21 protein-coding genes are annotated in these 24,281 nt (G+C 66.6%); 18 read left to right on the forward strand and 3 right to left on the reverse strand.

Annotated features, from left to right (window positions below; genetic code table 11):
• Positions 1-22 precede the first annotated feature (22 nt).
• From ACOQPD_RS15275 to ACOQPD_RS15305, 7 genes are all read left to right on the forward strand, one after another.
• Positions 23-340: a type II toxin-antitoxin system PemK/MazF family toxin gene (locus tag ACOQPD_RS15275; RefSeq protein ID WP_420612821.1), complete on the forward strand. Its 318-nt coding sequence runs from the start codon at positions 23-25 to the stop codon at positions 338-340.
• Between the two features lie 137 nt (positions 341-477).
• The gene (locus ACOQPD_RS15280) at positions 478-2,481 is read left to right on the forward strand and encodes a hydantoinase/oxoprolinase family protein (RefSeq protein WP_420612822.1); all 2,004 of its coding nucleotides are present in this window, start codon (positions 478-480) and stop codon (positions 2,479-2,481) included.
• On the forward strand, positions 2,478-4,133 hold the full coding sequence (locus tag ACOQPD_RS15285) for a hydantoinase B/oxoprolinase family protein (RefSeq protein WP_420612823.1): 1,656 nt from the start codon (positions 2,478-2,480) through the stop codon (positions 4,131-4,133). The genes ACOQPD_RS15280 and ACOQPD_RS15285 overlap by 4 nt, the downstream gene beginning before the upstream one ends.
• Before the next feature lie 29 nt (positions 4,134-4,162).
• Positions 4,163-5,785: a hydantoinase B/oxoprolinase family protein gene (locus ACOQPD_RS15290; protein WP_420612824.1), complete on the forward strand. Its 1,623-nt coding sequence runs from the start codon at positions 4,163-4,165 to the stop codon at positions 5,783-5,785.
• A 137-nt stretch (positions 5,786-5,922) separates the two neighbouring features.
• Entirely contained in the window at positions 5,923-7,557 is a 1,635-nt protein-coding gene (locus tag ACOQPD_RS15295; protein ID WP_420612825.1) for a DUF885 family protein, read from the forward strand.
• A 190-nt stretch (positions 7,558-7,747) separates the two neighbouring features.
• Positions 7,748-8,914: an ATP-binding protein gene (locus ACOQPD_RS15300; RefSeq protein WP_420612826.1), complete on the forward strand. Its 1,167-nt coding sequence runs from the start codon at positions 7,748-7,750 to the stop codon at positions 8,912-8,914.
• Positions 8,915-9,139: 225 nt separating this feature from the next.
• A complete protein-coding gene (locus tag ACOQPD_RS15305) occupies positions 9,140-9,517 on the forward strand; it encodes a hypothetical protein (RefSeq protein ID WP_420612827.1) in 378 nt (125 codons plus the stop codon).
• Between the two features lie 410 nt (positions 9,518-9,927).
• Here ACOQPD_RS15305 and ACOQPD_RS15310 read toward each other — a convergent pair whose 3' ends face one another.
• Positions 9,928-10,482, reverse strand: coding sequence for a TetR/AcrR family transcriptional regulator (locus ACOQPD_RS15310; protein WP_420612828.1), 555 nt, complete (start codon positions 10,480-10,482; stop codon positions 9,928-9,930).
• 178 nt (positions 10,483-10,660) lie between these two features.
• Between ACOQPD_RS15310 and arsM the strand changes: the two genes are divergently transcribed.
• On the forward strand, positions 10,661-11,404 hold the full coding sequence (gene arsM / locus ACOQPD_RS15315) for an arsenite methyltransferase (protein WP_420612829.1): 744 nt from the start codon (positions 10,661-10,663) through the stop codon (positions 11,402-11,404).
• Between the two features lie 77 nt (positions 11,405-11,481).
• Here the strand turns inward: arsM and ACOQPD_RS15320 are convergent, their stop codons facing one another.
• Positions 11,482-12,120, reverse strand: coding sequence for a cation transporter (locus ACOQPD_RS15320; protein WP_420612830.1), 639 nt, complete (start codon positions 12,118-12,120; stop codon positions 11,482-11,484).
• A gap of 119 nt (positions 12,121-12,239) precedes the next feature.
• Here ACOQPD_RS15320 and ACOQPD_RS15325 point away from each other — a divergent pair, with 119 nt between their 5' ends.
• Genes ACOQPD_RS15325 through pucD form a run of 4 tightly spaced genes read left to right on the forward strand, consistent with a single transcriptional unit; the run spans position 12,240 to position 16,922 of the window.
• Positions 12,240-13,115: an FAD binding domain-containing protein gene (locus tag ACOQPD_RS15325; protein ID WP_420612831.1), complete on the forward strand. Its 876-nt coding sequence runs from the start codon at positions 12,240-12,242 to the stop codon at positions 13,113-13,115.
• Positions 13,112-13,582 carry a (2Fe-2S)-binding protein gene (locus ACOQPD_RS15330; protein WP_420614402.1) on the forward strand — a complete coding sequence of 157 codons (471 nt, stop codon included), beginning with the start codon at positions 13,112-13,114 and terminating at the stop codon, positions 13,580-13,582. The genes ACOQPD_RS15325 and ACOQPD_RS15330 overlap by 4 nt, the downstream gene beginning before the upstream one ends.
• Positions 13,579-14,574 (forward strand): CobW family GTP-binding protein, encoded by a 996-nt coding sequence (locus ACOQPD_RS15335; RefSeq protein WP_420612832.1) that lies wholly within the window; start codon positions 13,579-13,581, stop codon positions 14,572-14,574. Before ACOQPD_RS15330 ends, ACOQPD_RS15335 begins: the two co-directional genes overlap by 4 nt.
• On the forward strand, positions 14,574-16,922 hold the full coding sequence (gene pucD, locus ACOQPD_RS15340) for a xanthine dehydrogenase subunit D (protein ID WP_420612833.1): 2,349 nt from the start codon (positions 14,574-14,576) through the stop codon (positions 16,920-16,922). Before ACOQPD_RS15335 ends, pucD begins: the two co-directional genes overlap by 1 nt.
• Positions 16,923-16,957: 35 nt before the next feature.
• Here the strand turns inward: pucD and ACOQPD_RS15345 are convergent, their stop codons facing one another.
• Entirely contained in the window at positions 16,958-18,112 is a 1,155-nt protein-coding gene (locus tag ACOQPD_RS15345; protein ID WP_420612834.1) for a redoxin domain-containing protein, read from the reverse strand.
• A 250-nt stretch (positions 18,113-18,362) separates the two neighbouring features.
• On the opposite strand from ACOQPD_RS15345, the gene ACOQPD_RS15350 reads away from it, so the two are divergent.
• From ACOQPD_RS15350 to ACOQPD_RS15375, 6 genes are all read left to right on the forward strand, one after another.
• Positions 18,363-19,112, forward strand: coding sequence for a pyridoxamine 5'-phosphate oxidase family protein (locus ACOQPD_RS15350; RefSeq protein WP_420612835.1), 750 nt, complete (start codon positions 18,363-18,365; stop codon positions 19,110-19,112).
• A 187-nt stretch (positions 19,113-19,299) separates the two neighbouring features.
• Positions 19,300-20,670 (forward strand): extracellular solute-binding protein, encoded by a 1,371-nt coding sequence (locus tag ACOQPD_RS15355; RefSeq protein ID WP_420612836.1) that lies wholly within the window; start codon positions 19,300-19,302, stop codon positions 20,668-20,670.
• A gap of 62 nt (positions 20,671-20,732) precedes the next feature.
• On the forward strand, positions 20,733-21,620 hold the full coding sequence (locus tag ACOQPD_RS15360; RefSeq protein ID WP_420612837.1) for a carbohydrate ABC transporter permease: 888 nt from the start codon (positions 20,733-20,735) through the stop codon (positions 21,618-21,620).
• Positions 21,617-22,465 carry a carbohydrate ABC transporter permease gene (locus ACOQPD_RS15365; RefSeq protein ID WP_420612838.1) on the forward strand — a complete coding sequence of 283 codons (849 nt, stop codon included), beginning with the start codon at positions 21,617-21,619 and terminating at the stop codon, positions 22,463-22,465. The genes ACOQPD_RS15360 and ACOQPD_RS15365 overlap by 4 nt, the downstream gene beginning before the upstream one ends.
• 37 nt (positions 22,466-22,502) lie before the next feature.
• Positions 22,503-23,267 carry an MBL fold metallo-hydrolase gene (locus ACOQPD_RS15370; protein ID WP_420612839.1) on the forward strand — a complete coding sequence of 255 codons (765 nt, stop codon included), beginning with the start codon at positions 22,503-22,505 and terminating at the stop codon, positions 23,265-23,267.
• The gene (locus tag ACOQPD_RS15375; RefSeq protein ID WP_420612840.1) at positions 23,267-24,277 is read left to right on the forward strand and encodes a Gfo/Idh/MocA family protein; all 1,011 of its coding nucleotides are present in this window, start codon (positions 23,267-23,269) and stop codon (positions 24,275-24,277) included. Before ACOQPD_RS15370 ends, ACOQPD_RS15375 begins: the two co-directional genes overlap by 1 nt.
• Positions 24,278-24,281: the final 4 nt, after the last annotated feature.

The following is a 24,281-nucleotide window of genomic DNA, read 5'->3' on the forward strand; positions in this document are numbered from 1 at the left end:
GCTCGCATTATGGAGAGCCTGCGTGCGGCGAGGTGACATCTTCGTCCTGCGGCTACCCAAAGGGATCGGTCACGAACAGCAAGGGAAACGGTATGGTGTCGTCCTTCAAGGCGACCCCTTCCTGCCTCGCTCCGTGGTGCTGATAGCGCCCACCTCAACCAGCGCCAGACCCGCGTCATACCGACCCGAGTTAGAAATAGATGAGACGCCGACACGGGTACTCGTAGAACACGTGGGGGCTGTCGATGTGACCCGGCTCGGGAACCTTGCAGGGCATCTGACACCAGAAGAGCAGTGGGGTGTCGATACGGCTCTACAGACCGTGCTTGGCCTGCGTTAACCACCAACTCTCGGTAGCGGAGACGGCGATGGCACCCGTCACCGAACGTTACGCCGGTCCTAGAGCCCGGAGACCGGGGGGTTCGGCGACTGGTACTCTGTCGGGCGCGTCTTTCAACCCGAAGGGATCAATACGTAATGGGAACGAGAATTGCGGTGGACATCGGAGGGACGTTCACCGATCTGGTCATGGAGTCGGACGCCGGAAGCCGGATCTCCAAGGTGCTGACCACCCCCGAGGATCTGGTCCAGGGAGTGCTGGGTGCGGTCGAGGAGGCCGGTGCCGATCTCGAGGATGTCTCTCTCTTCATCCATGGAACCACGGTGGGGCTGAACACCTTCCTCGAGCGCTCCGGCGGCAAGGTGGCCCTGGTGACAACCAGGGGTTACCGCGACGCCTACATCATCGGGCGCGGCCACCGGCCCGATATGTACGACCTGAAATATCAGAAGCCCGCCCCGCTGGTCGAGCGGGACTCGATCCTCGAGATCGATGAGCGGATCAGCGCATCGGGTGAGGAGCTTCTCCCGCTGGACGCCAATTCGGTCGAGGTGGTGGCGAAGGCCATTGCCGAGGCCGAGTACGAGGCGGTGGCGGTGTCCCTCATCCACTCCTATGTCGACCCTCTGCACGAGATCGAGACGAGGAACATCCTTCGCAAGAGCCTCCCGGACATTCCCATCGGTCTGAGCCACGAGGTGGCCCCCGAGTGGCGAGAGTACGAGCGCACCTCCTCCACCGTCACCTCCGTGTACATCACCCCGAGGGTCCGCGACTACCTGTCCCGGCTGTCCGAGGCTCTCCGCGACCAGGGCCTGTCGGTGCCGCTCCACATAACCCAGTCCAACGGCGGAGCGATGATCGCAGACTCGGCGGCCGACCGAGCGGTGCTCACCCTCTACTCGGGACCGGTGGGCGGCGTGATCGGCGGCCGGGAAGTGGGCCGGCAGGCCGACCAACCTGACCTCATCTGCATCGACATGGGCGGCACCTCCTTCGACGTCTCGATCGTGCGCGGCGGTCAGGTGGGTATGCAGTCCGAGTTCGAGCTCCAGGGCCTGCCGATACTGGCGCCGGCGGTGGAGTTGGTGAGCATCGGCGCCGGCGGGGGGAGCCTGATCTACGAACGCCACGGCGGACTCCGTGTGGGCCCCGAGTCGGCGGGTTCGTTCCCCGGCCCGGCCAGCTACGGCCGGGGCGGCGTTCGCCCCACCGTTTCGGATGCCAACGTGGTGCTGGGCCGCATTCCACGCGCCCAGAAGCTGGCCGGTTCCTTCACGCTGGATCGCGGGGCCGCCGAGGATGCCCTGGCGTCCGTGGCCGACTTCTTCGACCTGACGGCAGTGGAACTGGCCGAGCAGGCCCTCGACGTCACCCACTTCGTGATGGCCGAGGCGATCCGCGAGTTGACCGTGGAACGAGGCCTGCATCCCAAGGACTTCGCCATCGTGGCCTTCGGGGGGGCCGGCCCCCTCCATGCCGCCTTCCTGGCCGAGGAACTCGAGGTGGAGCGGGTACTGATTCCCGCCGATCCCGGTGTCTTCTCCGCGTGGGGGATGCTCCAGGGCGACGTTCGCCACGACGCGGTCACCACCCACTACCGGAGGCTCGACCAGCCTTACGTCGACCTGACCGAGCCGATCGAGCGGCTCAAGGACAAGGTCTGCCACGAGATGGAGGTGGACGAGGACCAGAGGGCCGGGATGCGTTTCGAGACCCATGTCGAGCTGCGCTATGTGGGCCAGGAATACTCGCTGCCCATTCCCTTGATGGACACGGTGGCCGATGCCGAGTTCAAGGCGAGCTTCCACGCCCGGTACGAGGAGCGCTACGGCCATTGCAACCCGGAGGCGCCCATCGAGATGGTCGCCATCCGCCTGACCGGCATCCGCGAGTTCGAGCGCGGTCCCACCGGTGAAGGCAACGGGCAATCCGGCGGGGCCGGCGAGAGCCGGGAGCAGGTGATCTTCAGCGGGCGGTCCGTGGAGGTCCCGATCGTGGACCGCGCCGACCTGTCCGGTCGGCTGGCAGGCCCGGCCATCGTCATGGAATCGTCCACCACCACGGTGGTTCCTCCCGGCTGGGAGCTGCGCGTGGGATCCCAGGGCCATCTGGTAATGGAACGAGGAGGCCGGCAATGAGCGACACCACGGGCAACGGCAACGCCCCGAACATGCCCTCCCCGGCCACGGTGGAGGTGGTGCGGAACGCGTTCATCTCCGGTGCGGAGCAGATGCGGAGGAATCTGTATCGCAGCGCTCACAGCCCGGTCATCTACGAGATGAAGGACTGTTCGGTGGGGATCTTTGACTCGGAGGGTCGCCTGCTCGGCCAGGCGCCGGGTCTCCCGTTCTTCCTGGGAAGCCTGGGCGGCACTATCCGCGCCGTGATCGGGATCAAGGGTTACGAGGTCTTCCAGGAAGGCGATGTCTGGATCGTCAACGACTCCAGTATCGCCGGGAGCCATCTCAACGATGTGACCGTGTACGCCCCGATCTTCGTGGACGGACGCCTGCGGGGGTTCACGGCCGCCAAGGCCCATTGGAACGACATCGGGGCCAAGGACGCCGGCTTCGCCGGCGACACCACGGACATCTTCCAGGAGGGTCTGCGCATCGGTCCGACGTGCATCTTCAGGGACGGTCGCCTCGATCAGCAGATCGTGGATCTGATCGCTCTGAACTCCCGGTTCCCCACTGCGCTGGTGGGTGACCTGATGGCCGAGATCAGTGCCTGCCGGACCGGGGTGGAGCGGTTCCGGTCCATAGTGCGCCGTTTCGGATGGGACCAGGTGGAGAAGTCCATCCAAGCCGTGTTCGAGCAGGCCGAGGCCGAGGATCGGCTCTCGGTGGCGGAGATCCCCGACGGCGTCTACGTCGAGTCCGCCTACCTCGACAATGATGGCGTTACCGAGGATCCCGTCTACGTAAAGGTCACCGTCACGGTCGAGGGTGACAGCATGACCGTCGACCTGACCGGCTCCAACCGCCAGAATACGGGAAGCGTGAACAGCGGCATCGTGCAGACCCGCTCGGGCATCGAGCAGGGTTTCAAGTTCCTGGTGAACCCGCACTCCCCGGTGTCGGGCGGGAACTTCCGGAACCTCGAGGTGATCGCGCCGGAGGGCACCTGCTTCAACCCGAGCGAGACGGCCGCCTGCCTCAAGTACGGACCCCACCTGATGCTGGCGCTGGATCTGATGATCAAGGCCCTGAGCCGGGTCGTGCCGGAGCGGGCCGCTGCCGGGCACGTGGGCGACTCGTGGAACGTGATCATCGTGGGGGAGGACGAGTTCGGCCTGTTCCTGTCGGGCGAGGCCCTGACCGGCGGTTGGGGCGCCTACGAGGGGGGCGACGGCGAGTCGGCCCTCATCCACTCGGCGGCGGGCGACTTCAAGAACTTCCCGATCGAGACCATGGAGCACCGCTACCCGCTGATCATGCGACGCCACAGCCTGCGCGAGGGCTCGGGCGGCGACGGGAAATGGCGGGGCGGCATGGGCATCATCCGGGAGTACGAGATCCTGGCGCCGGTCACGATCCAGCTCTGGTTCGAGCGGGCCGTCCAGCAGCCTTCATGGGGACTGTTCGGCGGTCAGGACGGCGCGTCTCCCGAGGTGTGGGTGCACCGTCCCGGCGAGGCGCCCGAAAAGATGTACAAGGCCAACGATCTGAAGGTCGAGCCCGGTACCCGGTTGGTGGTGAAGACCGGGGGAGGGGGAGGTTGGGGCGACCCGGCCGAACGTTCCGAGGAGGACCGAGCCACCGACCGTCGGCTGGAGTTGGTCACCTGATCCGGGAAGCTGAGATCAGAGCCCCAGACGTGTCCGCTCCGTCGCCCGCGACGGTCGAGGTGGTGCGGAACGCGTTCATCTCCGGGGCGGAGCAGATGCGGAGGAACCTCTACCGGAGCGCGTACAGCCCGGTCATCTACGAGGCGAAGGACTGCTCGGTGGGGATCTTCGACGCCGAGGGCCGGCTGCTCGGCCAGGCGCCGGGCCTTCCCTTCTTCCTCGGCAGTTTGGGTGGGACGCTGCGGGCCGTGATCGGGATCAAGGGTTACGAGGTTTTCCGGGATGGGGATGTCTGGATCGTCAACGATTCGACCATCGCCGGGAGCCACCTGAACGACGTGACGGTCTTCGCGCCGATCTTCGTGGACGGGTTGCTGCGGGGGTTCTCGGCGGCCAAGGCCCATTGGAACGATATCGGCGCCAAGCGGGCCGGCTACGTCGGCGACTCGGTTGACATCTTCCAGGAAGGTCTACGGATCGGTCCGACCTGCATCTTCCGGGACGGTCGCCTCGATCAGCAGATCGTGGACCTGATCGCTCTGAACTCCCGGTTCCCGATCGCGCTGGTGGGTGACCTTATGGCCGAGATCAGCGCCTGCCGGACCGGGGTGGAGCGGTTCCGGTCCATCGTGCAGAGGTTCGGTTGGGATCAGGTGGAGACCTCCCTACGGTTGGTGTTCGACCAGGCGGAGGTTGAGGACCGTGCCTCGGTGGCCGAGATTCCCGATGGTGCCTATGTGGCTGACGGCTACCTCGACAATGACGGCGTTACCGAGGATCCCGTCTACGTGAAGGTCACGGTCACCGTGGAGGGTGACAGGATGACGGTGGACCTATCCGGCTCCAACCGCCAGTGTGTGGGCAGCATCAACAGCGGCCTGGTGCAGACCCGCTCTGCCATTGAGCAGGGGTTCAAGTTCCTGGTCAATCCCAACGCTCCGGTGTCAGGAGGCAACTTCCGCAACCTCAAGGTGATCGCTCCCGAGGGAACCTGCTTCAACCCGAGCGAGACCGCCCCCTGCCTCCACTACGGACCCCATCTGATGCTGGCCATCGACCTCATGATCAAGGCGCTGAGCGAAGTCATTCCCGAGCGGACCGCTGCCGGGCACGTGGGTGACTCGTGGAATGTCAGCATCGTGGGAGAGAACGAGTTCGGCCTCTTCCTTTCGGGCGAGTCCCTGACCGGCGGTTGGGGCGCCTACGAGGGCGGGGACGGCGAATCCGCCCTGACCCATTCGGCCGCCGGTGAATACCGGAACCAACCGATCGAGGCGTTGGAGAACCGGTATCCGTTCTTGATGCATCGTCACGCCCTGCGGGACGGCTCTGGCGGCGCCGGCAAGTGGCGCGGTGGCCTGGGAATCATCCGGGAGTACGAGTTGCTGGCGCCGTGCACCGTCAACCTGTGGTTCGAGAGGGCGAAGCAGCCGTCGTGGGGGCTCTTCGGCGGTCAGGCCGGGTTGCCGCCCGAGGTGTGGGTGCACCGTCCCGGCAAGGAGCCCGTGAAGATGTTCAAGGCCAACGGCATGAAGGTCGAGGCCGGGACCCGGCTCCTGGTGAGGACCGGCGGGGGAGGGGGCTGGGGAGACCCGGCGGAGCGCGCTGTCACGGACCGTGAACGGGACCGCCGCCTCGAGATGGTCATCTGACCGTTGGGAACACATGTGCCGTCGGCGGCATCTCGAGTCGGGTCTAACCTCTTGCAGGTTGCAAGTTGTTCCAACGGCCACGCCGGCATGACGGGCTGGAATTGTTCGGAAACAGACGGGTCCGGAAGGGGAACCACATGAGTGATATGAACCAGGCGGTGCAGGATCTGGGGGCCGAGTTCTGGGACTGGAGGGTCGTCACCGGCTACCGGAGCCCTGACGATGTCCCTCGCCTGGAGTTGGTGCCCGACTGGATACCGCAGTTCGACGAGGACTCGGCTCGCCACCGGCTGGAGAAGGCCGCCGACTTCAGGCAGCGATGGGAGAACCTCGACGTTTCGGGCGAGCCGGCTCCCACCCAGGTTGACTACCGGCTGATCGGTTCCGCCATCTCCCGGGTGGAATGGGAGACCAGGATCCTTCGCTCCTGGGAACGGGACGCGGTCATGCAGGTCCATCAGGCGCTCGGCACCTATTACGACTCGCTGCTCTGCCCGCCGCCGTTTGACAGCGACCGCCAGCAAGGCATCATCCACAAGCTCCACATGGTGGGCCCCCAGCTGGAAGTCGCTCTGGAGAACCTGGCGCGAGCGGGCACGTCGGCGCTGGCCGGGTCGGCTATCCGCCTGCTCCGGGACATCGAGTCCGCCCTGCCGAGTTCGGTCGAAGAGCTGAGCGGATTCTTCGACGGCGCCCGCCGGAGCGCTCTCACCAAGGCCGGCGCCGAGGCTACCGACCGGCTGGTGGTGTTCCGCGAGTGGCTGCGCGAGAAGCAGGCCGGCATGCCTCCGCCCGAGCCGGTGGGACGTGACAACTTCATGTGGTACCTCCGCAACGTGCCGCTCCTTCCCCTCCAGCCCGAGGAGATGGTGATGCTGGCCGAGCGGGAGCTGTATCGGAATTACGCCTGGGAGGAGGTGGAGCGCAACCGCTACGGCGCCACGCCGGTGCCGGATCGCTTCCCGACCGCCGAGGCCCAGTGCGAGCAAGAGGCACGGGATGAGCAAGCGGTCCGGGAGTTCTATGAGAACGAGAACCTGCTCACCCAGCCCGATTCCCTCCGCCGTTACCTCACCGCGCCCCTGCCGGAGTACGTGCAGCCGCTCAACTGGCTGGGGGTGGCCAACGACCTGACGTCCGATCAGCGCCTCGACGAGGATGCGTACACGTACGTGTGGGACCCCAACCGGCCCCTGTCCTACTTCTACGAGGCCAACGCTCGGGATCCCCGGTTGGGCATCATGCACGAAGGTGTCCACTACAAGCAGTTGGCCCTCTCCTGGGCCAACCCCAACCCGTTGCGGCGGCGCTACTACGACTCGATCAGCAACGAGGGCCTGGCTCACTACAACGAGGCCTTGATGCTCCAGGCCGGCCTGTTCGACGACGCTCCCTGGTCAAGGCTGGTGACCCAGAACTTCAAGCGACTCCGCAGCCTGCGGACGGTGGTGGACGTGAGTCTGGCGACCGGGGCCATCACCCTCGAGGAGGGGATGAGGATGTTCGAGGAGCTGATCCCGGTCGATCCCCAGACCGCTCTTGAGGAGACGTCGATGTACGTGTCCAACCCCGGTCTGGCAATGGCCTACATGGTCGGCAAGCTCGAGGTGATCCGGCTGCTCGCCGACGCCAAGAAGAAACTGGGGGCCGAATTCAGCCTGCGATGGTTCCACGACCATCTGTGGAGCAACGGCAATGTTCCCATCTCGCTGCTCCGCTGGGAGATGCTGGACGATCCGAGCGACATTGAGGCAATAGACCGGGCCGGCTGACCCGGCCGGTGGCCAGTCGTCGCACTGGGCCGGTGGCGGGTTAGTCAAGGGTATTGACCCGTGCGGTTTGTATCTATACGTGGCCGTCCGGATAGAGAACCGCTGCCCATCTCTACAGAATAGAAGTGCGATCCCTGCAAAATAGAAGCACACCGCGTGTAGAGTAGAAGGTGGTGTGTGGGATTCCAGTATGCTCGAACGCCGGATAGCTGCGAGCGGCGAATCGTCGGCGCTATTGCCTTCCCGACTTGATGCATATCCGGCCGTAGCCATCGTGGGGCCGCGTCAATGCGGCAAGACCACTCTCGCCCGGTCGCTGGGCGGCCGGTACTACGACTTGGAACAGGAGACCGACCGGCTACGGCTCGACATCGAGTGGGCCGATGTGGCCGCTTCGGGCTCTCTCGTGATCCTAGACGAGGTCCAAGCGGCGCCCGAGGTCTTCGCCCGCCTGCGCGGCGCGATCGATGCCGACCGGCGCCGTAACGGGCGCTTCCTACTGCTGGGATCCGTTTCGCCGGCGTTGATGATGAGAGCATCCGAGTCGTTGGCAGGACGGCTCAGCGTGATCGAACTGACCCCGTTGTCGTTCGGGGAACTAGACGCCGAAGCCCGAGCCCGGCTCTGGCTCTGCGGCGGCTTTCCCGACGGAGGAGTCCTCCATGCTCGCGGCTTCCCGGAGTGGCAGCACGACTATCTGAACCTGCTCTCACAGCGCGACCTTCCGTCCTGGGGATTGCCGGCCCGCGCCGCAGTCACCCGGCGGCTATTCCGCATGCTGGCTGCGGGTCACGGACAGCAGTGGAACGCCAGCCAGATCGGAAAGAGCCTCGGGATGTCATACCACACGGTCAACCGCTACGTAGACCACCTGGAGGACGCATTCCTGGTGAGAAGGCTGCCTGCTTACCACGCCAACGTCCGCAAGCGGCTGGTCAAGCGACCGAAGATGTACTGGCGCGACAGCGGCCTACTCCACTCGCTGCTGGGGGTTGGGAGTTTCGACGAACTGCTGAGGCAGCCCTGGGTCGGGTCGAGTTGGGAGGGACATGTCGTCGATCAGATCATCACCGCGATGCAGCAGGCGGGACGCCGTTTCGGGGTCTGGTACATGCGCAGCTCGGATGGGCGTGAGATTGACCTGGTGATCGAGGTGGGATCGGAAATGTGGGCGGTGGAGGTGAAGTTGACCACCCGGCCCGGGCCTGCGGACATGGCCCGCCTCAAACGGAGCGCGGACCTGATCGGGGCCGATCACCGGTTTCTGGTCACGCGCCGGCCCGATCTGACCCGAAGCGGAACCCAGACGATGTGTGACCTGGCCGGCATGGTCGCTATTGCGGCCGGTGAGACGTGACCAGGTGCCGGCTGACTACCGGAATCGGTGGTCGGAGATCATCCTGCCTGATCCGTTGGCGGATGCATCGTCCGGCGCGGTGAGTGCGATCCGCCCCCGACGCGCCACTCCCCCGGAGCGGGACCGGGATGTTCGGATACCGATCCCTGGTCGATCCGCAATCCGGCCGGTGGCGGGCTGATCAAGGGTATTGACCCTGGCGGGTCGGCAGGGTACGTTGTCCGTATGGATGAAACGCAAGTAGTCGAACCGGTTGGTCTGGCCGGAGCGGGCGGCGGGGACGGACGCGCCCCTCGCACCGGTTCCCTCAAGCGCGTGCACCAGCCTGCCGACGGGCCGGTGCAGATACCCGAGCCCCCAGAGCGCTTGTATGCGATACACATAACGGGGCCGGTGAATCCATCCGACTCGGCGCTCGCGGCCGCTTTGCAGGAAGTGTACGAGGCGGCTGATCGGGATCCGAACCGGTTTCACAACAATCCGGAGAAGGCACGTGAGGCGAGGGAGGGCCTCAGGCGACTTCTCGATGAGTGGCAGGCGGAGAACGGGGAGTTCACCGAAGAAGAGCGGGCCAGAGCTCGGGCTCTGCTCTACGGACCATGATCGTTGTTCTCGACACCGGGGCCCTCATCCAGGTGGATCGTGGTTAACCGCCATACCCTGTCGACAATCGACGCCGCTCTCGACCTTGAGCAGGTACTGGTTCCAACCGTGGCGATCGGCCAGGCCTGGCGGAACCCGAGTCGGCAGGCCTGCTGTCGCGGGTGTTGAAGCGCTGCGAAGAGGTGGTTCTTGATGGATCGGCGGCGCGAGCGTCTGGACAACTGTGCGGCAAGGCCGGCACTGTGGACGTTATCGACGCCTCCGTCGCGGTGGCCGTGGCCGAGGCCAACCGGAGGGATGACGACGTCGTACTCCTAACGTCTGACACTCGGGATCTGGGTATCTTGCTCGCGGCGCTGAGCATCGGTGCCCGCGTGGTTAAGGTCTAACCGGCCTCGACAGCCCGAACGTCAACCGCCGATACGGTGGCGGATACCGCGCCTGGCGCGGTTGTAGGCGTCCCGGTCGCCTAGCACGCCGAACGTCCAGTTGGCCTCCTGAACCAGCCCGTGGACCTCGAAGGCGACCTGGTGCGGATCGGTCCCAGGCGGCAGATCGCCCTGCTCCACCGCCAACCGCGCATGTCCGGCCAGAGTCGCGATCCATGACCGGGCGATCTCGGCGATCAGATCTCTGACATGATCCGGCAAGTCGGCGGCGCCGCCCACGAACCCGCCGCGGTAGGCGTCGCTCTCGGCATAGTCGACCCAGTGCTCGAGCAGGGCTCGGAGTCGTTCGATTCCCTCTGGTCTGCCCGAGGCCGGCTCGGTCACTGCCTTGCTGAAAACGTCGGCGCCCGACCAGACAATCGACAGCTGGAGTGACTCGTCCGTAGGGAAGTGCTCGGATACATCGCGCTCGGGAACTCCCAGATCTTGCGCGAGCCCTTCGATCGTCACGGCCTCGAATCCGTCCGCAGCCGACACAGCGGCTGCCGCGCCGACCAGTTCGTCTCTGGTAACCATCGGTCAGAAGATAGCTGTGCGGTAACTACCTGCGTCCGACGTCCGGTTGGGAGCGCTTCGGGAGGAGCGGTCTCGCAATCTGAACTCTGTCGATCGGATGTCGACCGCCGGCGAGTGGAGCTGGTGCGGTAATGACGGTCGAAGCGGGTACTGTAGGTCGCTGTCACCGAGGAACGTCATGACCAACAGCATCCGTGAACAGGTACGGCAGAGCTACGCCAACGCCGCCCGGGCCACTATGTCTCGGGTGGCCGAGATCGAACCGGAGTGCGAGCTCGCGTCGAGCCTCTACGCACCCTCCGAGATCGACGAGCTTCCGGTGGCCGCGGCCGAAGGGTCGCTCGGCTGCGGCAACCCGGTTGCGGTGGCCGAGTTACGCCCTGGCGAGATCGTGCTGGACCTCGGCTCGGGCGGGGGCATCGACGTGCTGTTGTCGGCCCGGAGGGTGGGTCCGACCGGGTTCGCCTACGGCTTGGATATGACCGATGAGATGCTGGACCTGGCCCGAGCCAACGCGGATGAGGCGGCGGCGAGCAACGTCGAGTTCCTCAAGGGCTACATGGAGGAAATCCCGCTGCCGGACGCCTCGGTGGATGTGGTCATCTCCAACTGCGTGATCAACCTGTCGGAGGACAAGCAGGCCGTGTTCACGGAGATCGCCCGGGTGCTACGTCCCGGAGGGCGGCTAGGAGTGACCGATGTGGTGGCCGACGACGCCCTCACCCCCGAGCAGCGTAAGGAGCGGGGTTCGTGGGTCGGCTGCATCGCCGGGGCGCCTTCCTTCACCGAGTACCGCCAGGGTCTGGAATCGGCCGGTCTGGTCGACGTGGAGATCACTCCCACCCACCAGATGGCGGACACGGAGAACTCCATCGCCGTAGTGGGGGTCCACTCCGCCATCATCCGGGCGCGCCGTCGCTGAACTGTAGGGCTCGCGCAATAGCCTCGGCCGCCGCGACCCTCGACCGTCCACGGCCTTCAAGGCCGCCATTGGGGAGGTCATCCGCAGCAGGCTGCTCCCAACTTCCACGTCCGGCGGGCTTCGGTGGCGATCAGCGCGGCCAGCCCGAGGGCTGCGAGCGGGTCGGCCCACCACCAGCCGAGAACCGCATTGGCGACCAGTCCGACAAGAGCGACGGCCGAGAGCTTCCAGCAGAAGTCGGTCTGGGCGGCGTCGGCCTCCATGGCGTGGCTGTGGAGGGCTATGGCCACGGCCCGCTTGGAGTTGGCCAACCACTTCATCACGGCCAGTGACACCACCAGCAAGGCAACGCCGACCGCCGAGGCGGAGGGCCGCTCACCGCTGACCAGGGCGGTGGTGGCGTCCGCAGCCACGTAGAGCGCGAGCAACCAGAGGCTGATGGCCACCCCCCTGCGCGCCATGCCCTCCACCCGGTCGATTCGTGCCTCGTCCCGGGCGCGCCGCTCGGCGCCTAGGCGCCACAGGATCACGGCGCCGGAGACGGTCTCCACGAAGCTGTCGATGCCGAACCCGAGGAGGGCCACGCTGCCCGCGGCCAGCGCCGCCACCACCGCGATGACTCCTTCTACGGCGTTCCAGCCCACGGTCAGCCATTCGAGCCGCAAGGCCCGCCGGAGCAGCCTCGTGCGATCGCTGTCCACCCGCTCGTCGCTCATGCCGCCCTGTTCCTGGTCCAAGGATTCCAAGTTATCACCTCGGAGCAGCGAGTCCGGGTCGCTACCGGGTGCCAAGGCTGTCGCAGCTACTATCGGCGTCCGCCGGAGGAAGACCGGGAGTGGAATACCTTCGACCTCGCACCTGGCAGGATGCTGTAGCGCTGAAGACGGAGAACCCTGATGCGGCTCCCATATGCGGCGGTACCGATCTCATGGTGGAGATCAACTTCGCCGAGCGGCGGCCTGCGGCCCTCCTGGATCTGTCCCATCTCTCCGAACCGAAGGGTTGGTTCCACCGGAACGGGGCCGTCGAGCTCGGGGCCGGGGTCACCTATACCCGGATCATCAACGAGCTCGGCGCCGAGCTTCCTGCCCTCGCTATCGCGTCGCGGACGGTGGGGTCTCCCCAGATCCGGAACAGGGGCACCGTCGGAGGGAACCTGGCCACCGCCTCGCCGGCCGGGGATGCGCATCCTCCCCTCCTGGCCACGGGCGCCACGGTGCGGGCCGAGTCGATGCGGGGTGTCCGGGACATCCCGATCGGCGAGTTCTTCGTGGGTCCGAAGCGGAGCGCTCTCGAGCCGGACGAGTTGGTCCGCTCCGTCGTGGTCCCTGTCGCCCGGGGACCCCAGCAATTCTCCAAGGTGGGAACCCGCAACGCCATGGTCATAGCGGTGGTTTCCTTCGCCGTCGCCCTCGACCTGGGCCGGCGTAGCGTCGGGACCGGTATCGGCTCGGCGGGACCCACCCCCTTGGAGGCGTCCGAAGCCGCCGATTACCTGAACCGCGAGCTGACCGGCGGCGGTTACTGGGAGGAGCACCGGCCTCTCCCGCGGTGTGTCGTCGACCGGTTCTCCGAGCTGGTGGTATCGGCGGCAGACCCGATAGACGACGTGCGAGGAGTTGCCCGCTACCGGACTCATGCGCTCGGAGTCATGTCCCGGCGTACCCTGACCTGGGCGTGGGAGGCGGCAGGGGAAGGGCGGCCGGTCTGAGAGTCGAGTTCACCGTCAACGGCCGGCCTCGCTCGGCCGAGAACGTCTGGCCGGGGGAGAGCCTCCTATACGTCCTGCGCGAGCGCATGGGCTTGTGGGGAACCAAGAACGCCTGCGAGCAGGGGGAGTGCGGGTCCTGCTCCGTCTACATGGACGGGGAACTGGTATGCGCCTGCCTGGTGGCCGGTGGCCAGGCCGGCGGGACCGAGATCATCACGATCGAGGGTCTCTCCGGGGACGGCGGGCTGCACCCGATCCAGCAGGCCTATATCACGGAGGGCGCGGTCCAGTGCGGATTCTGCACACCAGGACTGGTCGTCGCTACCCACCAGTTACTCCACGCCAATCCCGACCCGTCCGAGGATGAGATACGCGAGGCCCTGGCCGGCAACCTGTGTCGTTGCACGGGCTACGAGAAGATCATCTCCGCGGTCCGGGCGGCCGCGACGGAGATGACCGCCGGATGAGGTCGGTGCCGAACCAGTCCCCGCCCGGTCCGAGCGTCACCGTCCTGACCGGCTTCTTGGGCGCCGGGAAGACCACGCTCGTCAACCACATCCTCTCGGCAGAACACGGCCGGCGGATCGCGGTGATCGTGAACGAGGTCGGCGAGATCGGTATCGACGGCGACCTTGTCGTCTCCTCCGACGAAGAGGTGATCGAGATGGCCAACGGATGTGTGTGCTGCACGCTGTCGGTCCGCAACGACCTTGCCAGCACGATCCACAAACTGCTGACCCGCCCCGAGCCGCCGGATTACGTGGTCATCGAGACCAGCGGGGTGGCCGACCCGGTACCGGTCACCCAGGCGTTGTTCGTCGGGGACTTGGCCGGTCGTATCGCGGTGGACGGGATCGTGACCATGGTCGACGCAAAGCACGTCGACGCTCACCTGGACGCGTTCGGGCCGGACCGGCCCGACAGCAGGGTGGTGGACCAGATCGTCTGTGCCGACCGCATAGTGCTCAACAAGACGGACCTGGTCGAAGACGGTGCACTACGGGACACCGAGGCGCGCATCCGCGAGTTCAACAACACGGCGCCCGTTATCAGATCCTGCTACTCGAGAGTCGATCCGGATGAGATCCTCGGGATAGACGCCTTCGGTGGATCGTCCGCTTCGGCGGGCGAAGGGTTCTTCGACGACACCTACGTCCACGCACGCGTCCCGGGCATCGAGGCCATCAGCATCGAGGTCACCGGCGAGTTGGACGAGGCGAGCCTGGCGGACTGGCTGCAGGATCTCACCGGGGAGCGGTCTGACGACCTGTACCGGATCAAGGGGATCCTCGCGGTGGCGGGGCGTCCCGAACAGACCGTCCTCCAGGGGGTGCATACCCTGTTCGAGATGTATCCGGGCGGGCGTTGGTCGGGCGACCGGCGCAGCCGTCTGGTAGTCATCGGCCGCGATCTCGACAGGCGCACGCTGCGGTCCGGTCTGGAAAGGTGCCGCGCATGATGAGGGCTCGCCAACAGCTCGACACGAAGTCACGTGACCGTGTGGACCACGAGCGTGGCATCGGCACGTCGCCCCCGCGTCCCGATGCGCCTTTGAAGGTGTCGGGCCGGTTCGCCTTCTCCTCGGATCTTTATCTCGACGGCATGCTGTGGGGCGCCACCGTCCGCAGTCCCCATCCCAGGGCCCGGATCCGCTCGATCGACATAGCCGAAGCGTTGACGATCCGGGGCGTCTCGACCGTGCTGACCTCCGAGGACATACCCGGCCATCGTTTCTACGGCATCAAGGTCGCCGACCAGCCCATCCTGGCCGACCAGGAGGTCCGCTACGTGGGCCAGCCGGTGGCTGTTGTCGCGGCGGACCATCCCGAGACCGCCCGCCGCGCGCTGGAAGCCGTGAAGGTCGACTACGAGGTCCTCGACCCGCTGACCGACTGTGAGGCGGCCCTCTCCGGTATCACCGATCCCATCACCCCGGACGGCAACGTTGCCCGCCACGTCCGGATCCGCCACGGCGACCTGGCCTCGGCCCGCCCCCGAGCCGAGGTGGTCGTCGAGTCCGAATACAGCTCGGGGGTCCAGGACCCGGCCTTCCTGGGTCCGGAGTCCGGGCTGGCCGTGCCCGACGGGAGCGGCGGCATCGACCTCTACGTGGCGTCCCAGTGGATCCATGACGACCAGCGCCAGATCGCCGCCGGTCTTGGCCTCGACACCGGCCGGGTGCGCCTCATCCTGAGCGGGGTGGGCGGGGCGTTCGGGGGCCGCGAGGACCTATCGGTTCACATCCATGCCTGCATGCTGGCGCTGCGGACGGGCCGTCCCGTCAAGATGTCCTACAACCGAGCCGAGTCGTTCGTCGGCCACGTCCACCGGCACCCCTCCCGGATCCGGGTCGAGCTGGGCGCCCGCACGGACGGAACCCTGGTCTACTCCAAGGTGAGGCTCCTCCTGGACGGCGGCGCTTACACCTCGACCTCGCAGATCGTCATCGCCAACGCCTCCTACTTCGCCGCCGGCGCCTACCACGTCGACCACGTGGAGATCGACGGTTACGCCGTATACACCAACAATCCTCCCCGCGGCGCCATGCGTGGCTTCGGTGCGGTGCAGGCCTGCTACGCCATCGAATCGGCCATGGATCGCCTCGCCGGGGAACTTGACATGGACCCGGTCGAGCTGAGAGTCCGCAACGCCATACAGGAGGGAGACCTGCTGCCGACCGGGCAGGCGGTCGACGGTCCCACCCCCACGCGTGAACTGCTCGATCACCTGCGCCGCCTGCCCCTGCCCTCCGAGCCCCCCGCGGTGGGCGACGACCTGAGACGCCTGCCCGGCGGCGTGGGTAACACCACCCACGGGGAAGCGGTCGTCAGGGGGGTCGGCTACGCCCTCGGGATGAAGGCGATCGGCTTCTCGGGAGGGGTGGACGACATCTCCACGGCCCGGGTGTCGGTATCGGTCGCGGGCGGCCGGCCGGTGGCGGAGGTCTATAGCGCCGCCTCGGAATGCGGGCAGGGCATCGTGGCGGTCCAGGCCCAGATCGTGCGGACCGAACTGGGGATCGAGTCGGTGACCGTCCGTCCGGCCGACACGGACATCGGGGACGCCGGTTCTTCGGCAGCTTCCCGCCAGACCTGGATGACGGGCGGAGCGGTCGAGGGCGCCTGCCACCGCGTGCGCGAGCGGATCCTCGAACGGGCCGCCCTCCGCCTCGGTCGCTCTCCGGGGAACCTGGCGCTCGCTCCCGATGGGATAACGGCGGCCGTAACCGGAGAAACCCTCCTCACGCTGGCCGACCTTCTGGGCCAAGACACGATCGAGCACACTTTCGTGTACCACCACCGGCGCACCGAGCCCATCGATGATGTGCGGGGACAGGGCAAGGCCCACATCGCATTCGCCTACGCCGCCCACCGGGCGGTGGTCGATGTGGATACCGAGTTGGGCCTGGTCCGCGTGGTCGAACTGGCCACCGCCCAGGATGTGGGGAAGGCCATGAATCCCCAGGCCGTCGAGGGCCAGATCGAGGGCGGTTCGGCCCAGGGTCTCGGCCTCGCCCTGCTGGAGGAGGTCCAGGTCGAGGACGGCTTCGTGAAGAACGCCTCCTTCACCGACTACCTGATTCCCACCATCCTCGACATTCCTCCCATGAACGTCCGGATCTTCGAGTTCCCCCACCCCGAGTCGCCTTACGGGCTCAACGGGGTAGGGGAGCCGCCCACTCTGTCCTCAACCCCGGCCATCGTCAATGCCCTGCGCAATGCCACCGGCCTCGACCTGCCGCGGGTCCCGGTCCGGCCGACCGATCTGATCCCATCCCTCCAGGGCAACGGACCACCCGGAAGCTAGGTCAACACCACCCATCCTGATCCGGACGGCAGGCTCTAGCGGCGGAGGAGTTGCTTGATCCGCCGGACGGCGGGCGTCCACAGCCACTCGGGTTCGGTGTACCGGCGATGGTTCTCACCGGGCAATTCCATGGGGTCGTAGTAGCTGGTGTCGGTGTTCTTGCGCAGGTAGTTCGTTCGCGCCAGCACTTTCAGGGAGGCGTAGGTCATCCCCTTGTGGGTCCAGCCCTGCCGCAGGTAGTTCCAGTTGTCCGGCGCCAACTGCTGCGCCGCAGTGAAGTGCCTCCATGCGCGCTCGCGGTCGCCCACCGCTTCGAAGTGCAACGCCAGCTTGAATGTCGGTTCCGCCAGGCGCGTGTCTTCGTCGACGGGCTTGAGCCGCTCGGCCAGTTCGCTGTGGGACCAGACGTGCTCGCTGTCGGCTCCCCGCTCGATCCAGTCGCGAGTCGCCCGGGCGAACGCGTCGTTGCCGAGGCGAACCTTGCCGAGTCCGAACCCGATGGTCATGGGAGCCGGGTAGGCCCCTTCGTTGCTGCGGACGATGCGTCCGTCCTCGTCGATCCACGCCGCCGACGGCACGTTCACCCAGCCGAACAGCGAACTGATGTGGTGGGTCGGGTCGACCACGCACCGGTAGGTCGGCTGTGCCCGGTCAAACCACTTGCCCGCCGCCTTGGGCCCTCCCGAGTCCTGGGCCACGCTGATCAGTTCAAACCGGTCGGGACCGATGGATTCGTACAGTTCCTGCCAGACCGGCAGGCTGAAGCGACACCCTCACCACGATGACCAGGTGAAAAGCACCACCTTGTGGCCGCGCAGGTCGGAGAGTCTCAGCCTGTTGCCATTGCGCTCGGTCACCTCGAAGTCGGGGGCGATCGCGGACTCCAACCCGACGCTACGGACTGCCGGCACCGAGCCGAGGCTCCACACGTGGCCGTCGTGCACGTACTGCTGGCCGATCATGTCCGCGAATTCCGAATAGCAGAACCAGACCCAGTCGTCGGCGTCGGCGATCCACTCCTCGCGCTTGTTCGCCGGAAGGGGCACGCACAATTCGCCTAAGCACGCGCCTTCGGGCTTCATCTGCCAGCCGGTGGCGCCTGGGAGCTCGTCCATCCGCACCCACAGAGTCCCCGAGGCGTCGCTCCGCCGGGCGACCTCGGTCGTCTTGCCGTTTGCGAGGATGATCATGCTTGCTCCGCGAGCGCCGATTCGCTCGGCTCGTATTTCTCGGAATCGGCGAGGCCAGTATACGGAGGGACCGGTAACTGCGGCCCGGATGAGGGCCACGCCGCGGCTGCCGGATCGATCGCCACATCGGTGCGGGTAACCACGGTTGCTCGCAACCGGGCCATCGAACTCCGGACTCGAGCGGGCGACCGTCCATCGGTCCACAGGGTCGCCGGGGCGATCACCGAGGAAGGCCTCCATGGGAGTCTCCATGGCACGTAACTCCGATGCGCTCTTATGGAACCCGGTGCGCTACCCTGCCCCGGCCATGGATGACCTTCCACCCCGGAACACCCACCAGCCCCCGTCGGATCGAACGAGGGTGCGCCGCGGACGCGAGCGGGCTCGCTACGGCAGGGCACAGGTATTGGAGATACTGGACTCCGGTGTCATAGCCCATGTCGGCGTGTCCACCCCCGACGGGCCTCTCGTTCTCCCGATGGCATACGGGCGCGACGACGAGATGCTCTACCTCCACGGGGCGATCGCCAACCACCTGCTCAACTCGGGGGAGGAGCAGGAGATCTGCGCCGCCGTGACCCATCTCGACGGGCTCGTGATGGCCCGATCCCCCTTCCACAATTCGATGAACTACCGCTCGGTGGTGGTACGGGGCCGCGGTCGGCGCATCACGGACGATCGCCGGAAGCTCGAAGCGCTCCGGCTCATCACCGACCATGTGGTGCCCCACTGGGACGACGTCCGCCCACCGTCACGCTCCGAACTGCGCAAGACCCTGGTGCTGGAACTGCCCCTGGCGGAGGCCTCGGCCAAGGTGAGAACCGGTGATCCGATCGACGACCCGGAGGACATCGAAGGACCCTGGTGGGCGGGGACGGTACCGATCACGACCCGTTTCGGACGGCCAAACCCCTCGTCGGACCTGGTCCATGGGATCGGCGTCCCGGCGTTCGTAACAGCCTTGACCGACTCCGCAGTGGACCAGCGCCCAGGCTCCTAGCGAGGCTGATCGACACCGTTGCGCCCCGGATGGCGATCATCTACCGCTCGCTCGCCCGGCTGCCTTCCGGGTGGGGGAAGGATCCTCACCCGGCCAAGAAAGCGGTGGCGCGTTCTCTCTCGATAGGCTATTTTTCCTCAAGCGGGCCGAACGAGCTTTAGCTGTGACCGATCGAAGGAGGTCGCTTTTGGTACCGAAGTCCAACCGTCCCCACCATTTCACCCGCCGCCGGGTCCTAGGCGGAGGCTCCGCACTGACGGCCTTTGCCGCCATGGGAGGCCTGTCCGCGCTGGTGGCCGCCTGCGGCGGCGGTGATCCGATCGACGAGGGCGCCGAGCCCGGAACCGACTTCACCGGCGACCTAGGCGTCCTGATCGGGACCCACATGGATCCGATCAAGGCTCTCCTCGAGCAGCACCAGGCTTCGGTCGGGTTCGCCCCCACCGTCGAGGAAGTCACCACCCCCGACCTCCGGAGCAAGCTCACCACCTCCTTCCTGGCGCAGAGCTCCCCGTGGGACGCGGTCTTCGTCACCGCCGAACTAGGGGTCGAACTGGGCAATAGGGGCTGGCTTACTAACGCCAGCATCTTCATGGACGAGGGGGTCCGGACCGAGTCCGACCTTCTCACCCGGGGTCTCGGAGCGGTCGAGTTGGATGGCAACACCCTGGCGGCGCCCTGGACGATGGGAAGCCAGCTCCTCCACTGGAACAAGCGGATGATGGAGCAGGCGGGCCTCGACCCGGACGCTCCGACCAACTGGCATTCCACGCCTAACTCCTGGGACACCTTCGTGGAGTACGCCAAGGCCATGACCGGTGAGCGGGACGGGACTCAGTACTACGGCTATACCGACGCTTGGGCCGGTACCCATGTCCTCTGGACGTGGGGCGGCATGCTCAATATGCATGGCGGCAGCTTCCTCGACGAGGAGCAACAGCCCAACTGGAACTCCGAGGAAGGCGTGGAGGCCCTCCAGAAGCTCTACGACCTGCTGCACACCCACCAGGTGGTCGACCCGGCGGTCACCACCTATACCTGGGTGTTCGACGCCACTCCGGGGTTCTTCGAGGGCACCCGGGGCATGTTCATCTCCTGGCCATTCGTGGCAGGGGTGGCGGCCATTCCGGATGCCTCCCAGATCGCCGGTCATAGCGCCTTCGCCCCCAACCCGGCGGTGGTCACCAGTGGCTCGGTGGACGGATCGGAGTTCTTCGGCGTCCCGGTGTACGCCGAGAACAAGGACGAGGCCTGGCGCCTGATCGAGCTCATCACCTCCCGCGAAGGCCAGCGAGTGGTGGCCCTGGGCGGATGGGGGTCCATCTACTCGGGTGTGCTGCAGGAGCCCGACATCGTGGAGGCCTTCCCGTTCTACCCGGCTCTCGCCAAGGCATACGAGTATCCGGTGGACGGTGGGTGGTCCGAGGACCGTCCCCGCTGGACGCAGATGCTGGCGGACGAGATCCACGAGGTGCTGGCGGGCAACAAGTCGCCCAAGCAGGCGCTGGACGACGCGGCGGCGGCCGCGACCGAGGCCCGGAGGCAGGACGAGGAGTAATCTCCCGCCGCCTCCCTCATGACATGACTGGAGAAGTCCGGGCGGAGAAGACAATCCGGACAGTGAGCCGCCGGGGTCGCCGGGCAGCAATTGCCCTGGTGGCCCCGGCGGTGTTGATCGTGGCCGGCGTGTACGCGTACCCGGCCATCACCACGGTCGCGTACAGCCTGTCGGACATCGACCTGTCCCCCCGGTTCCGGATCGTCCGGTTCGCCGGCCTCGACAACTTCATCAACCAGCTCGGAAGCGGGAAGTTCTGGGAGGCCACCTGGATAACCCTCTACTTCGGGGTGATGCTCTGCCTGGTGACCGTCGTCCTTTCGTTCGGAATCGCCCTCCTGCTTAGCAAGACCTTCCTGGGACGGGGCCTGCTCCGGGTGACCGTACTCCTTCCCTGGGCGGTACCGCCGGTGGCCTCCGGGGTGCTCTGGGTCCAGATGTTCCACGCCGAGTTCGGTTTCCTCAACGGGTTGATCAGGGCCTTCGGAGGCGAGGGGGACATCATCTGGCTGGGCGGGCAGACCATCGCCCTCCATTCGGTGCTGATCGCCGAGGTCTGGCGCTGGATTCCCTTCGCCACCATCTTCCTGCTGGCCGGGCTCCAGATCGTTCCCCGGACCGTCAAGGAGGCCGCCGCCATCGACGGGGCGGGGTCGTGGCGGACGCTGCGCTACGTAACGCTGCCGCTCATGTTGCCGGTAGTCATACCGGTGACGATCTTCCTGTTCGTCTGGGCGATGAAGGTGTTCGACACCATATTCGTCCTCACCAGGGGAGGACCCAGCCGGGCCACCACCACCCTCAACTTTCTGGTCTACCGTCAAGGTTTCGAGCAGTTCGACTTCGGGAGCGCAGCGGCCACGGCCTACCTTCTCTCGGCCTTGACGGTGCTGGCCATCGCCGGGCTCGGCTGGATGCTGGTCCGGGCCAGAAGGCTGGCGGGGGCGTGAACGTGATCGCCGCCGCTCCGGGACGCGCCCTCCGGCGGGCCGCGACGTATATCGGGGCGGCGGTGGTGCTCATCGTGATGGCCTTCCCGCTCTACGGCATCATCCTGACCAGCACCCAGACCGAGCGGGACATCCGCTCCGCCGACGTGGCGTTTGTCCCCACCTACATAACCACCGAGCACTACACCCGGATCTTCTCCGCCTCCTCGGGTGTCCCGGTCGCCGAGTCGATGGTCAACAGCCTGGTGGTGGCGGTCACGACCGCAGTGGTGACGGTGGCGATCGCCGTGCCGGCCGCCTACGCCCTCAACCGCATGCGGGTGCCGGGCCGCCGCCTGATCCTGGGCGGATTCGCGGCCATCTACGTGCTGCCCACCCTCCTGTTCGTCATGCCGCTCTTCATCACCGTGGTGCAGCTGGGTCTCTACGACACCTACATCGGCCTGGTCCTGCCGTACGTCGCCTTCACCCTCCCGTTCATGGTCTGGATCATGGGGTCGTTCGTCCGGTCCATCCCGGTCGCGGTGGAGGAGATGGCCCTCATCGACGGCGCGGGCCTTCCGCAGCTGATCTTCCGCATCGTCCTACCGCTGCTCCGACCGGGCATCTTCGCCGGGTTGCTCCTAGGGTTCGTCCTGGCCTGGGTGGAGTTCCTGACCCCGCTGCTCTTCACCTCCAACCTGTCGATGCTCACCGTCACGCTGGGGCTGTTCCGCTCTACGATGGACATCGAGATCGGCCAGCTAGCAGCGGCCACCGTGATGACCGCGCTGCCCGTGATCCTCATCACGGCCTTCTTCGGGCGGAACATCACCGAGGTCATCACGGCGGGAGTGGAACGATGAGACACCGGTCCGATCTGAGCGAAGGGAGGCAGGGTAGATGCCGAATCAGATAGACGTGGTGATACAGCCGGTGGTGCTGAGATTCAGCCTGCTGGATGACGAGGTGGTCTACCACTTCGCCGCCGACACGGAGGCGGTGCTGGACCGTATGGAGCGGATGATGGGCATCGACCCGGCCGAATCCAGCCTGTTCGACTCCAACCTGGGTTTCCTGCCGGTTTCCACCACCGTGCTGATCCGGGGGCCCAAGAACGTCCTGGTGGACCCGGGCAACCACCACACCGGCTTCTACGGTCAGCTGGGCATCGGCCTGGCCCGCTTCGGACTCACTCCGGCCGACATCGACTACGTGGTCTGTACCCACTGCCATCACGACCACATGGGCAGCGCCTTCCGGATTCCCGGCGCCGACTTGGTGATGGGCCAGGGCGAGGTCGACTTCTGCGAGGAGATCTATGGGCCGGAGGAGACGGAGCGGCGGCTGGCGGTCATGGGTGACCTGATCGAGGTGCCGCGGGGCGGCGAGCTGGAGATCATGCCCGGCCTCGTGGCGATCTCCACCCCGGGCCACACGCCGGGCCACATCAGCGTGATGGCCGAGTCATACTCGGGAGAACGAGTGCTCGTGGCCGGTGACACGGTCATGACCCGCCGCGAGTACTCGGAGCGGACCTTCTCCCACTGGTATTCCGACGACCAGCTCCGGGGGCTGAACGCCAGCCTCGACCGGCTCCAGTCGTTGGCGCCCACCCGGGTGATGCCCGGCCACGACCGGGTATTCGCTCCTGCCGGGGCCCTGTGATGGACCGGTTACGCACCGCCGTGGTCGGGACGGGGATGATCGGCTCGCTCCATGCCCGCATCTACGCCGAGCATCCGCTGGCGGACCTGGTGGGGGTGGTCGACGCCAACCCCGAGGCGGCCCGGGAGGTGGGGGAGCAGCTCGGCGTGCCCTGGTTCACCGATGTCGGTGACCTGCTGGAGAGATGCGATCTCACCGCCGCGTCGGTAGCCGTGCCGGAGCACCATCGCCACCCGATCGCAATGGAGCTGGCCAGGGCCGGAAAGCACCTGTTGCTGGAGAAGCCTCTGGCGCCCTCGCTGGCCGGCGCCGACCGCCTGATCCGGGATCTCGAAGAGACCGGTGTGCTGACCATGGTCAACTTCATCCTGCGCTTCGACCCCCGCTACGCGGAGGCGAAGGCCGCGGTCGCCTCCGGGCGCATGGGCGATGTCCACACCGTCTTCGCTCGCCGCCGCGGCTCATCGCTGGGCGCGGATATATATGGCGTCTGGACCGATCTGCTGATCTCCACCGGTATCCATGACCTGGATGTGATGGCTTGGCTGGCGGATTCCCCGGTCGCCAGGGTGTACGCGGAGACCATCTCCCGCCGGTCGGCCCCCTACGGACACGATGACGCGGCCATGGTGCTGGTGCGGTTCGAGAATGGGGTCATCGGTTCGCTCGAGATCAGCTGGGTGCTGCCGCCCACCGTCCCGGCGCTGCTGGACGCGTCCCTTCAACTGGTAGGGACCGGGGGAGGAGTCTTCGTGGACGGCTCCAATCACGGTCTCGCGATAGCGGACCGCGAGGGGTTCACGCATCCCGACCTGACCCACTGGCCGGTGAGCCTCGACCGCGTGCGCGGCGACCTGGCCGCTTCGCTGGACCACTTCATCCGGGCGGTGCTGGACGGTCGTCCCCCCGAGGTGACGCTCGAAATGGCCCGCAACGCCCACGCAATCGTGGACGCGGCCAAGCGCTCGGCCGAGTCGAACCAGCCGGTGCCGCTCTCACCACCGGGGTAGACGG

It is taken from the genome of Candidatus Spongiisocius sp., from assembly GCF_965221825.1.
Classification (GTDB): Bacteria; Actinomycetota; Acidimicrobiia; order Spongiisociales; family Spongiisociaceae; genus Spongiisocius.

Coding starts and splice junctions, on each gene's coding strand:
- ACOQPD_RS15280 (WP_420612822.1), top strand. CDS start 478: ATGGGAACGAGAATTGCGGTGGACATCGGAGGGACGTTCACCGATCTG.
- ACOQPD_RS15285 (WP_420612823.1), top strand. CDS start 2,478: ATGAGCGACACCACGGGCAACGGCAACGCCCCGAACATGCCCTCCCCG.
- ACOQPD_RS15295 (WP_420612825.1), top strand. CDS start 5,923: ATGAGTGATATGAACCAGGCGGTGCAGGATCTGGGGGCCGAGTTCTGG.
- ACOQPD_RS15300 (WP_420612826.1), top strand. CDS start 7,748: ATGCTCGAACGCCGGATAGCTGCGAGCGGCGAATCGTCGGCGCTATTG.
- ACOQPD_RS15305 (WP_420612827.1), top strand. CDS start 9,140: ATGGATGAAACGCAAGTAGTCGAACCGGTTGGTCTGGCCGGAGCGGGC.
- ACOQPD_RS15310 (WP_420612828.1), bottom strand. CDS start 10,482: ATGGTTACCAGAGACGAACTGGTCGGCGCGGCAGCCGCTGTGTCGGCT.
- arsM (WP_420612829.1), top strand. CDS start 10,661: ATGACCAACAGCATCCGTGAACAGGTACGGCAGAGCTACGCCAACGCC.
- ACOQPD_RS15320 (WP_420612830.1), bottom strand. CDS start 12,120: ATGAGCGACGAGCGGGTGGACAGCGATCGCACGAGGCTGCTCCGGCGG.
- ACOQPD_RS15335 (WP_420612832.1), top strand. CDS start 13,579: ATGAGGTCGGTGCCGAACCAGTCCCCGCCCGGTCCGAGCGTCACCGTC.
- pucD (WP_420612833.1), top strand. CDS start 14,574: ATGAGGGCTCGCCAACAGCTCGACACGAAGTCACGTGACCGTGTGGAC.
- ACOQPD_RS15350 (WP_420612835.1), top strand. CDS start 18,363: ATGGCACGTAACTCCGATGCGCTCTTATGGAACCCGGTGCGCTACCCT.
- ACOQPD_RS15370 (WP_420612839.1), top strand. CDS start 22,503: ATGCCGAATCAGATAGACGTGGTGATACAGCCGGTGGTGCTGAGATTC.
- ACOQPD_RS15375 (WP_420612840.1), top strand. CDS start 23,267: ATGGACCGGTTACGCACCGCCGTGGTCGGGACGGGGATGATCGGCTCG.